Origin of the sequence: Chryseobacterium sp. UNC8MFCol (genome assembly GCF_000482305.1) — a bacterium.
GTDB lineage: Bacteria > Bacteroidota > Bacteroidia > Flavobacteriales > Weeksellaceae > Chryseobacterium > Chryseobacterium indologenes.
In genome coordinates, this window is the sequence record NZ_AXUZ01000018.1 from 54,268 (window position 1) to 68,278 (window position 14,011).

The window sequence follows — 14,011 nt, forward strand, 5'->3', positions numbered from 1 at the left end:
ACAAATCTCCGACTTCTGATCCGTAAAAAACTTAAACTGGTTTAAGAACGTAATTTTGCTTTAATTTCACTTAAATATTCCGGTGTGAAACCCAGAAAAGAAGCGATAAGATATTGAGGAATTCTTTGAATAAACCATGGATACAGCGTGCTGAAATGAACATACAGTTCCTCTCTCGAATATTCCGTCAGATAACGGAGTTTTCTTTCAGAAGCTGCATAAGCCCTTTGGTATATGATTCTGAAATATTTTTCCATGACAGGATGCTTCTTTAATAATGATTCCTGACTTTTAAAATCAATAACAAGAATGGTAGACTTTTCCACAGACTGAATATTAAAATCCGTCTGCAACTGTCTCTCATAAGCGAAGGTATCGGTAACCCACCAGTTTTCAATGGCAAACTGTGTCGTATGTTCTACTCCTTTTTCATTAATAAAATATTTTCTCAGGCAACCTTCCACCACAAAATACATATTCCTGCAAACCTCACCTTCCTGCATCAGGTTTTGTTTTTTATTCACCTTTACGACTTCGAAGAATGAAAAAATTGAATTGTACTCTTCGTCAGTTACCGCAATGAACTTGTTTAAATGTGCCTTGAAATTATCCATCTGTAGAATTGATACCCAAACTTAACTTTATTTTTTTAGTTTTACAATGACAAAATATAAAATCATGGAAGTCGTTGCTAAAATTCTGATCGCCGTCGTTGCAATCGAACACCTTTACATTCTCTGGATGGAAATGTTTGCCTGGGAAACCAAGGGCAAAGAAGTATTCAAGGCGGCTTTACCTGCCGAAATGTTCAGACCTACCAAAGGATTGGCTGCCAATCAGGGGTTGTATAACGGTTTTTTAGCCGCCGGATTGATCTGGTCGTTTCTGATTAAAGATCCTCAATGGCAAACAAATGTAGCCTTGTTCTTTTTGGGATGTGTTGCCGTTGCCGGAATCTATGGAGCGGTGTCTGCTACTAAAAAAATATTTTTTGTCCAGGCTCTCCCTGCTATTTTGGCAATTATTGCTGTTTTATTGCAATAATTTTACTGCTATACATTGTAAAAGGTTTACTGAAAATATTTGTCCTGCAAATCCTCTCTTATCTTTGATGAGCAGGGAAAATTCCCAATGATTATCTTATGCCATGATCGTACTTACAACCAGTTGCTTAGACCCTGAAAAGTCCATTTAATATAAAATTCGTAAATTTGCACCGTCATAAAAAATTGATACACAAGCTTTTTATGCTGGCCTGCATTTTGATGCAATGTAGGAATCCTAGTTGTTCAGTACACATATCTTTAATTACTTCATCAGTAATTTAACTGTAAAATCCATGGAAGAGATTAAATTTCTTTTTCATGAGACACTCTTTTTCTAGAGTATAATCTATTGAAATATTTAAAATAACATTATGCCCGGCAGGACTTTATGCATTTATTTTTTGGTAATAAGCTTTCATCATGATAAGCTCAACAGATTATTTTACACCATCATCATTCTGAGAACAACGACAAAAGTTAAACGTTTAATAATTAACTGATATACAACACTGTAAATCAATTATTAATTAAAAAAAAATTCTGAATATGGAAAAAAATGAAAACGGTAGAAAAGTAAAACTTAAAGTTGAAGATCTGACGATTATTTTTGGTAAAAACAAAGAAAAAGCACAGGAACTTTTAGACAAAGGTTTTTCCAAAAAAGAAATTCTTGAAAAAACAGGCTGTACCGTTGGGATCAACAAAGCAAGTTTTGAAATCTATGAAGGTGAATTCTTTGTCATCATGGGATTGTCAGGAAGCGGAAAATCTACCCTGCTGCGCTGTCTCAACAGGCTTAATGAGCCTACATCCGGAAAAGTATACATCAATGACGATGATATCACCGGTAAAAATAATAAAGAACTGCTGCAAGTAAGAAGAACGGAAATGAGTATGGTATTCCAGAAGTTCGGATTATTGCCCCATCACACTATTTTAGATAATGCCGGCTTCGGACTTGAAATCAGAGGAGAAAGCAAGGCCTCACGCGATGAAAAAGCACAAAAAGCACTGGATATTGTAGGATTAAACGGTTTTGAAAATCAGTATCCTTCCCAACTTTCAGGAGGAATGCAGCAAAGAGTAGGATTAGCAAGAGCTTTGGCCAACGATCCTGAAGTTCTGCTTATGGATGAAGCTTTCTCGGCACTGGACCCTTTGATAAAATCTGAAATGCAGGACCAAATGCTTGAACTGCAAAATACCCTGCAAAAAACCATTGTTTTCATTACCCATGACCTTGACGAAGCCATTAAAATTGGGGATCGTATCGTGATTATGAAAGACGGAGTCATAGAACAGATAGGAACAGCTGAAGATATTCTGACCAATCCTGCCAGTGACTATGTAAAGGCCTTTGTGGAAAAAGTAGACCGTAAGACCATCATCACTGCAAGATCGTTGATGTTCGACAAAGCAACAGTGGTACGTTTCAGAAAAGACGGTCCTGAAGGAGCTTTAAGAAAAATGAGAACAACCGGACTGGAAAATTTACCAGTCGTCGATTTTCAAAATAAATTCCTGGGCTTTGTAACCCTTAATGATGTCGTCCGCATTGCCAAAAAGAAAGAACCGACCGTGGAATCAATTATCAACAGTAATGTTCCGTCAGTATATCCTGAAGTTACCGTAGAAGAAATGCTCCCGTTGATTTCCGGAAGTAAATCCGCCATTGCTGTAATAGATGAAAACAACAAATTTTTAGGTCTTGTGACTCAGTTATCTCTGGTCATAGAAGCAACCAAGTTTAACGAAGAAGAGATCATTGAATTAAAAGAAATCGCAAACAATCAATAAGATGAATAAAACTATAGATATAGGTCAATATGTAGAAACTGCAATCAATTGGCTCACAGAAAACGGAAAACCTTTATTTGATATTATAAAACATGTAGGAAATGCCTCTATCATGGGGATTGAATGGGTGCTGATCAACACACCTTTCTATGTCATTATCCTATTTGTTACTTTACTGGCCTTATGGAAAGCCGGAAAAGCAGTTGCCGTTGTCACTTTAGCAGGATTAAGTTTAATCTTTTTAATGGGATTATGGAAAGAAACCATGGAAACCCTGGCTCTTATTTTTGTATCAACCCTTACCGCTCTGGTCATTTCCATCCCTCTTGGAATTTTGGCAGCAAAAAATACAATAGCAGCAAAAATCATCCGTCCTTTACTTGATTTGATGCAGACAATGCCCGCATTTGTCTACCTGATTCCTGCCGTGCTGTTCTTCAGTATCGGGAAAGTTCCGGGTGCTTTTGCGACGATTATTTTTGCCATGCCACCGGCTGTACGATTAACAACATTAGGAATTGAATCTGTTCCTAAAGATATCGTGGAAGCTGCCAGAGCTTTTGGGGCGACCAGCCGTCAGATTCTTTTTAAAGTTGAACTGCCTTTAGCAATGAAGACTATTTTAACAGGGATCAATCAAACCATACTTTTATCATTATCCATGGTAGTGATTGCCGGAATGATTGCCGCAGGCGGTCTCGGTGAAAAAGTGCTGGAAGGAATTAATAACCTGGATATCGGATTAGGATTTGAAAGTGGACTGTCTGTTGTGATCCTGGCCATTATCCTAGATCGTATTACCCAGGGATTTGTAAAGAAAAAGCAATAAAATGAAGAAATTAAAATATCTGTTCTTTCCCATGTTAATGATAGTATTCGCTGCATTAAACTCATGTGGAAACATCAAAAACTCTAAATATATCACCATCGGAATGGTAGACGGCTGGGCAGAAGATGTTGCCATGACCCACGTCGCCAAAGCCATTCTGGACAAGCAGGGTTATCATGTTATCATCCAAAAAGCTTCTACCGATATGATTATGGCTTCGATGAATAATGAAGATACAGACCTTTTCATGGGAGTCTGGCTTCCCCATACCCATGCTAAAAAATTGGCAAAATTCCCCGGATTAACGAAGCTGGGAACGAATTATGATAACGGACGTATAGGATTGGTGGTTCCTGAATATGTCCCTATCCATTCTATCGAAGAACTCAACCAGTATCAGAATCAATTCAGCCATAGAATTATTGGAATTGAAAAAGGAGCAGGACTGACGACCGGAACCGATAAAGCCATTGTCGATTATAACCTGGATTACAAACAGATCAACTCCTCCACCATTGCCATGATCACTGAATTACAGAATGCCATACAGCGCAACGAATGGGTTGTGGTCACCGGATGGCAGCCACACTGGATGTTTGGTAAAATGAAACTGAAGTTTCTAGATGATCCTAAAAAGATATATGGAGAAGCTGAAGAGATAAAAACCTATTCAAGAAAAAGCTTTGCCCAAGACCACCCTGAGTTGGCCACATTTTTTTCAAAGCTTCATTTTGACGATGAAACGATGAATGACCTGTTAATGAAAATGGAAACCAGCAAGAATAAGGAAGCTACCGCTCAAAAGTGGGTGGAAGATCACACTGAACTGATCAATAGCTGGCTGGATAAAAAATAAAACAACGATACAATTTGGTATTTCTTAAAATCCTCAACTCTACCCGAGTGTGAGGATTTTTTTCTATTTCAGTGATTCCACTGATCTGCCGAAACAATAATTTATAGCCATTCAAAAGCCTATGTGTCTATATGGTAAAAAATTTTAAACCACATAGACATATAGATCATGTAAAATGTCTTTTCGCATATAATATTCCGACATCTTTGCCTTTTCCGCTAATTATAATTATCCCATCGATTCTTTGATTTTTTCACGATGAAGTATTCCCCAGTTCACCAGGGTTTCTGTCACCGGAAATACTGATTTCCCATATTCAGTTACTGCATAGGTTACCGTGATGGGTTTCGTATCCTGAATCGTTCTTGTGATCAGTAAATTGGTTTCCAGTTCTTTTAATTCTTTACTCAGCATTTTAGCAGAAATCCCTTCGATACTTCGTTCCAGTTTTTTAAAATGGATCATCTGATCCGGTCTGTTGGTAAGATACCTCAGTATCATCAGTTTCCACTTTCCTCCCAGGACATCCAGGCTGTCACGCATCGCAAACAGTTCTTCGGTACAGCTTGCCTCTCTTTCAACTCCGTTTTCAATAATTTTTGTCATAATAGTTTCATGAAGGTAACTAGTTACCATTGGTTAACTAGTAGCAAATATAAACTATTCCCGTTTTACATTTGTATTCAAATTAATCATATGAAAGCAGTTATTTTAAATAAAAACGGAACCCTGGAAAATGGTACCGCAGAAAAACCTCTTCCAAAAGATCATGAAGTTTTAATCCGGATCAAAGCAAGCGGTTTTAATCCCATCGATTATCAGATGCTCGAAAATGAGCTGGAGAGAAAACTCATCAGTTCACCCATATTGGGCCGTGAACTATCCGGAATTGTTGTAGAAAAAGGAGCGGGTGTTACCCGATTCAATATCGGAGACGAAGTCTTCTGTGGCAGTGGATCTATGGGAAGCAATGGTACATACGCAGAATATATCTGTGTTCCCGAAGCTATTGTTGCTTTTAAACCAGTCAATATTTCTTTTGAACAGGCAGCCTCTATTCCCTCGGTAGGACTTACATCTCTGCAGATTTTTAACCGTCTGAAATTAAATCCGGAAAATACCATCCTTATCACAGGTGCTGCGGGCGGGGTCGGGTCATTTCTGGTTAAACTTTTATTAGCCCATAATATCCGTCAAATTACCGCAACCGTCGGCAGTGAAGAAAACAGGCAGAGCCTTATCAATATAGGGTTGAAAAATCATCAGATTATCAATTACAAAGAAGAAAATCTTCTCCAGAATATTTTAAAAGCCAATAATGACCAGCCTTTCGAATATGGAATCGATCTGGTGGGAAACTCCATGTCTGAAGCCACGGCAGAAGTACTGAAAATTAACGGTACCTATGTGGATGTAACTGCTCTCGTTACTAAAACCGCTCACGAGATGCTCTTTAATAAAGGGGCTCTGATGATGAATATTTCTAATTATACCTACAGTATGATCAAAAAGTACGACTACTATCAAGACAGTCTTATTACAATCAAAAATATGATTGAATCCGGAATCATTGCACCTCCCCAATACAGAATAATCGGTAACCTTTCTTTGGAAACAGTTCTTCAGGCACATTCGATTCTTAAAAACAACCAGACCCGGGGCCATAAACTTATCATGAAACATTAACCTATGAAGACCATACCAAGACGCATCGTCACAGGAATCAAAGACGGAAAATCAGTTATCATCGAAGATCAAACGGTAGAAAACGCTGTAGAACATTTTCCGGGACTCATCATTTCTGATGTTTGGAATACACAAAAAATGCCGGCAAGCCTGGATTTTGAAACCAGAATTCCCAATACCGGATTTCCGAAAACACCAAAAAACGGCACTTATTTCCGATATGTAGTCGTTCCGCCGGATAAAAATTTAGGCATAGAATGGAAAAAAAATGAACCTCATCCGATGATGCACCAAACTCAAACTGTAGATTATATCATTATCCTTTCCGGTGAACTGTATCTGATCATGGAAGAAGGCGAAACCCTCCTGAAATCCGGTGACATTGTCATTCAAAGAGGAACACGTCATGCGTGGAGCAACCGTTCCGATGAACCCTGTATTCAGCTGGCTGTTTTGATAGATGCGGATACTAGTGATTAAAAGATTGGGATAATTCTCACAAACTTTAAATCATAAATAAAATAAACAAGATGTTGTAAGGAGCAAGAAAATCAAAGGTTTTCAGCATGTGTAAACCGATCATATTTTGCCATGAATGCACGATTTTTTTTATATGTAAGCCACAAAGCCTATGTGTCTATGTAATATAAAATTTTAAAACCACATAGACACATAAATTTTGTCCGTGCATTCGTGGCTTTAAAAAATATATCCCATTTTATCGCAGATAAAATCCTTGCGTCTTCCATTGCATTTTCCAATAAAAGTATACCAAATTATAGAGCAGAAATTTCTTTCAATTTCTGCTTCATTTGCTGAGGTGTCATCTGCCCTTCCTGATAATATACTAAATTCTGATTCTTATCCAGGAATACCCACAAAGGATAGACCGGCTGATTTTTATTTTTCGACAGTGCAAGTGCCAGTTCATGGATTCCGGAACTTCCATTGGATAGATATTCAAACTCCTGACCTTGAAAATTAATTTTATCCCTGGTTTTTTCAGCTTCAAAATTGATCAGATAAAAATGCTCATTCATTATATCTACCACGTCCTTATCCTTATTCAGACGGAAAGATTCTATTTTGCAAACCGCACACCAGTCTGTGTAAAGGTGAATGACCACAGGCTTGGGAGCTTCTTTTTGCAAAACCTCCATTTCAGAAAAAGTGCCTGTCTTCATCTGAGACAGACAAAGACAGGGCACAAACATTAAAAATAAAATAAAAGTTTTCACTTCAGGGTATATTTTACTCCCAGAAATCCTCTGATACGTTGCATCGGTGCATAGCCATATGCCGTATCGAAAGTATAATTGTTCGGGTTATTAACGGGGTCATTAACGTGTTTATCGAACGGGTCAAATGGTCTCATCAAAGGATCTTTCGGAGTAAAATTGAAGAGGTTTTTAACCCCGCAATACACTTCAAATCCGGATTTGAAACTTTTTGAAACCTGAATATTAGCCAGAGAATAAAACGGTGAATATTCCGGACGATAATCATCAGGCAGCACAGGAAGCCTCATCGGTCCGTAAAACTGTCCTGTAAAATCGATGGTCAGATTACTTGGAAATTTATAGGTTAAATTATAAGTTCCACTCCATTTTGGAGCATGCAATTGCTGTGTTTTCTGATTTTCATTATCATATTTCTGGTACACATCAAGATAGGTTACCCCCAAATTGACACTCAGCGGAAATTGGAATGTAAAATCAACATTCAGGGAAGCCCCTCTGGAGATTCCGTATCCGTGGAGGTTATCATAAATAATTTTATTCGGGTCAGAATCAAAATCACCGACAATTTTATTACTGAAATAAGTATAAAATGCCGAAGCATCAAGATGCAGCATCCGGGTTCCGACAGGAATTTTCCAGATATAATTCAAATTCCCGTTTACGGATCTTTCAGGCTGAAGGTCTGATTTTACCACAACTTCCCGGGAACCTGTCAACGCTGCATGGTCTTCCGTAAATAAATTTACCACTCTGAAACCTGTTCCAAAATTGAAACGTAAGGTGTGGTAAGGGTTCGGGGAAAATTTCCATGCAAATCTTGGAGAATGTACCGAATGATGTACTTTATCGTAATCATAACGATAGCCCAGCAATAACGTATTTTTGTCGTTAATTTCCCACTGATCCTGGATAAAAGCACCCCATATCGGAGACTTCATCGGTGCATTGGTGATTCCATCAGAAGCCAGGGTTCCCGGTGTGTTGTCATCGTAAAAAGTTCTTTTAAAAGTCAATCCGGCTGTAATATCGTGTTTTCCGAAACTCCTGTCCCAATAGGTCTGTACAAACGCTACTTTCTGCAGAGCATTATATGGATTAGCCCCATAAAAAGAATTCTGGTCATGATAATTATAAGAGAACTGAGTAACAATATGTTCTTTCATCGGCCACTGATACAATCCGAAAATCTCTGCACGGTTGGTATAGATACTTTCACCGTAGACCTCATCACTTCCTCTGAAAGATTTGTTCCACTGCATTTCACCTCCAAAACGGTCTTCATAAAGGTATCTCATCGCAAAACTCGCCTGCCGGTTATCTTTTCGCTGGAAATTCCATTTGTTGAAAACAGAAATTCTGCTTTGTAAAGTGGTATCAGTGAAATTATCCTTATTCTGATCTATTCTTTCCTGAAAACTAAAATAATTCAAGCTTAATAAAGACGCCGCCTTCTTTCCCACATTAAACTTAGTGGAAAGATCCAGATTATTCTCAGCCCAGGTGCTCGTCATGAGGTCAACGCTTAACTTGGGAGCTGTTAATGCATTTTTGGTAATTATATTGATCACTCCTCCCATCGCTTCAGAACCGTAAATTGAAGAGGCCGGTCCTTTAACCACCTCTATCCTGTCCACAAGGCTGTTGGGTATACCACTTAATCCATAGACTGTGGAAAGAGAACTTACTATCGGCATTCCGTCAATCAGAATCATTGTGTAAGGTCCTTCCAATCCGTTGATATGAATATCTCCGGTATTACAAACCGAACAGTTAAGCTGAGGTTTTACCCCGTTCACCATGGCAATGGCTTCAAAAATACTTGGCGTCGGATTTTTCTGGAAAAATTTCTGACTGTAGATTTCTACTGCTACAGGGCTTTTTGACCTGCTGACCGGTTTTATGGTTCCGGTAACCACCACATCATCGATCGTACTTGTTTTCATCTCTTTTTTCGAAACCCTTGCAGAATCTATGTTTTTGTTTGGAGATAAACTTAAACTGTCGGTCTGCTGAGCAAAACAATAGGAGGATAAAAAAGTAACAGAGAATAATATTCGTTTCATGAAATAATAATTGTTAGACAAAGCTAACAATTATTTTCGAAACACAAAACACCTAAAAAAATATTGGTATAATCAATTCATGAAAAATGATTAAATTTGAGAAACTACATATGAAAGTAAAATGAGATATCATCTAGCGGGAAATATCCCACCAAAAAGACACACTATCTTTAAGTCTCCGGAAGATAAATTTTACTATGAGCAGCTTTTTGGAACAGAAGGCTTTCATGGAATTTCTTCACTGTTATATCATATTCACCGCCCCACGCAGATCAAATCAATTGGTGAGCCTAAGGATGTAACGCCCAAAATTGCGGTAGAAAAAAACATTACTCCAAGAATGTTTAAGGGAATGAATGTCACTCCTGAAGATGATTTTATGGACAGCCGTAAGATCCTTTTGATGAACAACGACCTGAAAATGGGATTGGCAAAGCCAAGAAAATCGATGGATTATTTCTATAAAAATGCTGAATGTGACGAACTTTTATATGTTCATCAGGGAACCGGAGTTTTAAAAACATTTGTAGGAGATCTTGATTTTGTAACCGGTGATTATCTGATTATCCCGAGAGGAACCATTTACCAGGTAGAATTAAAATCTGATGATACCGTATTTTTTGTCCTGGAGAGCCACTCTCCTATTTACACTCCGAAGAGATACAGAAATGAATTCGGGCAGCTTTTGGAACATTCTCCTTTTTGTGAGCGGGATATGATTGCTCCTGCTTTCAAAGAACCTGTTGATGAAAAAGGAGAATTTTTAATCAAAGTAAAAAAAGAAAACCAGATTACAGATTTCATCTATGCAACACATCCGTTTGATGTAGTAGGCTGGGACGGATATTTTTATCCTTATAAATTTAATATCAAAAACTTCGAACCCATCACAGGGAGAATTCACCAGCCTCCTCCGGTACATCAGAACTTTGAAGGGCATAATTTCGTAGTGTGTTCTTTCTGTGCAAGAATGTATGATTACCATCCACAAGCGATTCCGGCACCTTACAACCACTCAAATATCGATTCTGATGAAGTATTGTTCTATACGGAGGGAGATTTTATGAGCCGAAATCATATCGACCTGATGGACTTCACGCTTCACCCGGGAGGCATCGTACACGGGCCTCACCCTGGCGCTATGGAAAGAAGTATCGGGAAAAAGTTCACCGAAGAATATGCAGTAATGGTAGATCCTTTCCGTCCGTTAAAAATCACGGAAGAAGCTTTAAAAGTGGAAGATCCGTCATACAAAACTTCATGGCTGGAATAAACTTGTTATAACGATCAAAAAAGTATTACTGAACACATACAAAAGACGCTTTAAATCCTTTATTTAAAGCGTCTTTTTTTGTAAATTTGTAAGGTATGGTTCACATATGGCCATCATTATTTTTCATAACGCATCCTAAGTAATGGTGGTTTAATAAAAATCAAGATTACATGTTAGAAAGAATCAGATTAGAAAGTCTACACCAAAAAGTAACAACAGCTGAAAATGCTGTTAAAATCATTAAAGACGGGATGACCATCGGGTCCAGCGGCTTTACTAAAGCAGGAGACAGCAAAGCTATTTTACCTGCCCTGGCAGAAAGAGGAAAAACAGAAAACCTTAAAGTAACATTAATGACCGGCGCTTCGCTGGGGCACGGTACTGACGGAAAATTAGCGGAAGCTGATGTCATCAGGAAAAGGATGCCTTTCCAGGTAGATCCTATTTTAAGGAATAAGATCAATAATGGTGAAATTCTCTTTATCGACCAGCATTTGAGCGAAAGTGCCGAACTTCTCCACACCAAAAATTTACAAAGCATCGACGTAGCGGTTATCGAAGCGGCTTATATTGAAAGAGACGGAAGCATTGTTCCTACTACCTCCGTGGGAAATTCAGTCACCTTTGCTGCCTTAGCCAAAAAAGTCATCATTGAAATCAATACCGAAGTTCCTGAAGAAGTCTACGGAATCCACGATATTTATCAGGCAGAAGATTATCCTTACAGAAACGTTATTCCTATTGTAGCCCCATGGAACAAGATCGGAAGAAAAAGTATTCCTGTTGATCCTGATAAAATAGAGGCAATTGTTTTCACCAATCTTAAAGACAGCCCGGCAGATATTGCGGAACCGGACGAAAAGACCACAGCCATTGCCAGACATCTTCTCGGATTCTTTGAAAACGAAGTACAGCTGGGACGTCTTACCGACCGCTTACTTCCCCTTCAGGCAGGCATCGGGAAAGTAGCCAATGCTGTACTTACAGGGTTTAAAGACAGTAACTTCTATGATTTAACGATGTTTTCTGAAGTCCTTCAGGACAGTACTTTTGATTTGATAGACTCAGGGAAATTAAGTTTTGCCTCTGCATCTTCCATTACCGTCTCTAAGGAATGCTATGAAAGAGTGTTAGGAAACCTTTCAAAATATAAAGAAAAGTTTGTCTTAAGACCCCAGAATATTTCCAATACACCAGGCCTGATCAGAAGATTGGGGGTGATTGCCATCAACACGGCTATTGAATTTGATATCTACGGAAATGTAAACTCTACCCACATCGGCGGAACCAAAATCATGAATGGGATCGGCGGTTCTGGAGACTTTGCCAGAAATGCTTATTTAAGTATTTTCGTCACTCAGGCTGCTTCAAAAGGCAATAATATTTCGCATGTGCTTCCTATGGTTTCTCATACCGACCATACAGAACATGATGTTGATATTCTGGTAACCGATATCGGATTGGCTGACCTGCGAGGGCTGGCGCCAAGAGAAAGAGCTCAGAAAATCATAGACAACTGTGTTCACCCAGAGTATAGAGAAGAATTGCAATCGTATTTTGACAGAGCTTGTGAGAGGGGTGGCCATACTCCTCACCTGCTGGAAGAATCATTCAGCTGGCATCTGAGATTTGCCCAGACAGGAAGTATGAAACAAGCTACAGAAGTAGAAATTTCCAATTAAAAATTAAAAAAATTATACCATAGGGTTGAGTGCAATGCATTTGACCCTATATTTTTGTTGTTATAGTAATTGCATTTAATATGACAAAAGTCTTCATAATATTCACAAAATAATTAGAATAAGTAAAAATATAAAAGCTATCTTTGAGAGAGAGGATAGATATTTTATGAGATAAGAAGATGTGATCATTAGCAGTCATAAATAGTATTAAAAGATAAAGTATGCAAAATTACATAAGCGCAGAAGAAGCAATATATACCATAAAAAGCGGAAACCGTGTATTTTTTCACGGCAGTGCATGTACTCCCAACTACCTGATCGATGAGCTGGCAAGACAGTCTCACAGGCTGGATAATGTAGAAATGGTCTCAATAACCCAACAGGGAAATATCGAAATTGCAAAACCGGAGTATAAAGACAAATTCTTTATCAATTCACTATTTGTGTCTACACCCGTACGTGATGCTGTCAACTCAGACAGGGGCGACTTTGTCCCTGTATTTTTAAGTGAAATTCCTATTCTGTTCCGGAAAAATATTTTACCGTTGGATGTCGCTTTGGTTACCGTTTCACCTCCGGATAAACATGGCTTCTGTACTTTAGGAACCTCCGTAGACATCGCCAGAGCAGCCGTTGACACAGCAAAAATCATTGTTGCCCTTGTTAATCCCAGAATGCCGAGAACGCATGGAGATGGTATGATTCACATCAGCAGAATTCACAAGCTGGTCTGGCATGAACAAGAGCTTCACACTGTAGATTACGGCTCAAAAGTTGGCCCCGAAGAAATGCTCGTAGGAAAAAATGTCGCAGAGCTTATTGAAGACAAATCTACCCTGCAAATGGGAATCGGAACCATTCCTGACGCAGTATTAAAGTGTTTACACAATCACAAAGACCTGGGCATCCATACTGAAATGCTAAGTGACGGAGTCATCGACCTGATTCAGGATGATGTCATCAACAATAAATACAAGGGCTACAATGATAACAAGACCATCACAAGCTTCTGTTTTGGAACCCGAAAATTATATGATTATGTAGATGATAACACCGTTTTTGCCTTCAGAGATGTGAGTGAAGTTAACTTCCCTATCAACATTATGAAAAATAAAAAGCTTGTAGCCATCAATTCTGCTATTGAAATTGACCTTACGGGGCAAGTCTGTGCTGATTCTATCGGAACTTTGCAATACAGCGGAATCGGAGGACAGATGGACTTTATGAGGGGTGCTGCTTTAAGTGAAGACGGAAAGCCTATTATCGCAATTACTTCAAGGACCAAAAAAGGGATTTCAAGGATTGTTCCCTATCTTAAACAGGGAGCCGGAGTGGTAACTACCAGAGGGCATATCCACTATGTCGTTACCGAGTACGGAACAGCCTACCTCTATGGTAAAAACCTCCGCCAGAGAGCTCAGGAGCTGATCAGCATTGCGCATCCCGATGACAGGGAAATGTTGGAGAGAGCAGCGTTTGAGAGATTTAAACACTGATAATCAGCCAGTAAAACAACCTTTCAATGCTTTTTGTTTAAT

13 protein-coding genes are annotated in these 14,011 nt (G+C 38.7%); 9 read left to right on the forward strand and 4 right to left on the reverse strand.

Going from position 1 to position 14,011, the window contains the following annotated elements; all coding sequences use genetic code 11:
• Positions 1 to 41: 41 nt before the first annotated feature.
• Complete coding sequence (locus tag M030_RS0112605; protein WP_027373831.1) at positions 42 to 614, reverse strand: Crp/Fnr family transcriptional regulator; 573 nt, start codon at positions 612 to 614, stop codon at positions 42 to 44.
• 64 nt (positions 615 to 678) lie between these two features.
• On the opposite strand from M030_RS0112605, the gene M030_RS0112610 reads away from it, so the two are divergent.
• The 4 genes from M030_RS0112610 (at position 679) to M030_RS0112625 (ending at position 4,528) form a co-directional block, all read left to right on the forward strand.
• Entirely contained in the window at positions 679 to 1,044 is a 366-nt protein-coding gene (locus M030_RS0112610; protein ID WP_027373832.1) for a DUF1304 domain-containing protein, read from the forward strand.
• 548 nt (positions 1,045 to 1,592) lie between these two features.
• Positions 1,593 to 2,843, forward strand: a complete 1,251-nt coding sequence (locus tag M030_RS0112615) for a glycine betaine/L-proline ABC transporter ATP-binding protein (RefSeq protein ID WP_027373833.1) — start codon at positions 1,593 to 1,595, stop codon at positions 2,841 to 2,843.
• A gap of 1 nt (position 2,844) precedes the next feature.
• Positions 2,845 to 3,672, forward strand: a complete 828-nt coding sequence (locus tag M030_RS0112620; RefSeq protein ID WP_027373834.1) for an ABC transporter permease — start codon at positions 2,845 to 2,847, stop codon at positions 3,670 to 3,672.
• Position 3,673: 1 nt separating this feature from the next.
• Entirely contained in the window at positions 3,674 to 4,528 is an 855-nt protein-coding gene (locus M030_RS0112625; RefSeq protein ID WP_027373835.1) for a glycine betaine ABC transporter substrate-binding protein, read from the forward strand.
• A 228-nt stretch (positions 4,529 to 4,756) separates the two neighbouring features.
• On the opposite strand, the gene M030_RS0112630 is transcribed toward M030_RS0112625, so the two are convergent.
• A complete protein-coding gene (locus tag M030_RS0112630; RefSeq protein ID WP_027373836.1) occupies positions 4,757 to 5,134 on the reverse strand; it encodes a winged helix-turn-helix transcriptional regulator in 378 nt (125 codons plus the stop codon).
• Between the two features lie 90 nt (positions 5,135 to 5,224).
• Here M030_RS0112630 and M030_RS0112635 point away from each other — a divergent pair, with 90 nt between their 5' ends.
• Together M030_RS0112635 and M030_RS0112640 are read left to right on the forward strand one after the other, a co-directional pair.
• Complete coding sequence (locus tag M030_RS0112635; RefSeq protein ID WP_027373837.1) at positions 5,225 to 6,214, forward strand: zinc-binding alcohol dehydrogenase family protein; 990 nt, start codon at positions 5,225 to 5,227, stop codon at positions 6,212 to 6,214.
• 3 nt (positions 6,215 to 6,217) lie between these two features.
• The gene (locus M030_RS0112640) at positions 6,218 to 6,694 is read left to right on the forward strand and encodes a cupin domain-containing protein (protein ID WP_027373838.1); all 477 of its coding nucleotides are present in this window, start codon (positions 6,218 to 6,220) and stop codon (positions 6,692 to 6,694) included.
• Between the two features lie 296 nt (positions 6,695 to 6,990).
• On the opposite strand, the gene M030_RS0112645 is transcribed toward M030_RS0112640, so the two are convergent.
• Both M030_RS0112645 and M030_RS0112650 read right to left on the reverse strand, forming a co-directional pair.
• A complete protein-coding gene (locus M030_RS0112645; protein WP_027373839.1) occupies positions 6,991 to 7,452 on the reverse strand; it encodes a thioredoxin family protein in 462 nt (153 codons plus the stop codon).
• Positions 7,449 to 9,518, reverse strand: coding sequence for a TonB-dependent receptor plug domain-containing protein (locus M030_RS0112650; RefSeq protein WP_027373840.1), 2,070 nt, complete (start codon positions 9,516 to 9,518; stop codon positions 7,449 to 7,451). Before M030_RS0112650 ends, M030_RS0112645 begins: the two co-directional genes overlap by 4 nt.
• A 121-nt stretch (positions 9,519 to 9,639) precedes the next feature.
• Here M030_RS0112650 and M030_RS0112655 point away from each other — a divergent pair, with 121 nt between their 5' ends.
• From M030_RS0112655 to M030_RS0112665, 3 genes are all read left to right on the forward strand, one after another.
• A complete protein-coding gene (locus M030_RS0112655; protein ID WP_027373841.1) occupies positions 9,640 to 10,791 on the forward strand; it encodes a homogentisate 1,2-dioxygenase in 1,152 nt (383 codons plus the stop codon).
• Between the two features lie 170 nt (positions 10,792 to 10,961).
• On the forward strand, positions 10,962 to 12,473 hold the full coding sequence (locus M030_RS0112660) for a succinate CoA transferase (protein ID WP_027373842.1): 1,512 nt from the start codon (positions 10,962 to 10,964) through the stop codon (positions 12,471 to 12,473).
• 221 nt (positions 12,474 to 12,694) lie between these two features.
• Positions 12,695 to 13,969, forward strand: a complete 1,275-nt coding sequence (locus tag M030_RS0112665; RefSeq protein ID WP_027373843.1) for an acetyl-CoA hydrolase/transferase family protein — start codon at positions 12,695 to 12,697, stop codon at positions 13,967 to 13,969.
• The last annotated feature ends 42 nt before the right edge of the window (positions 13,970 to 14,011 follow it).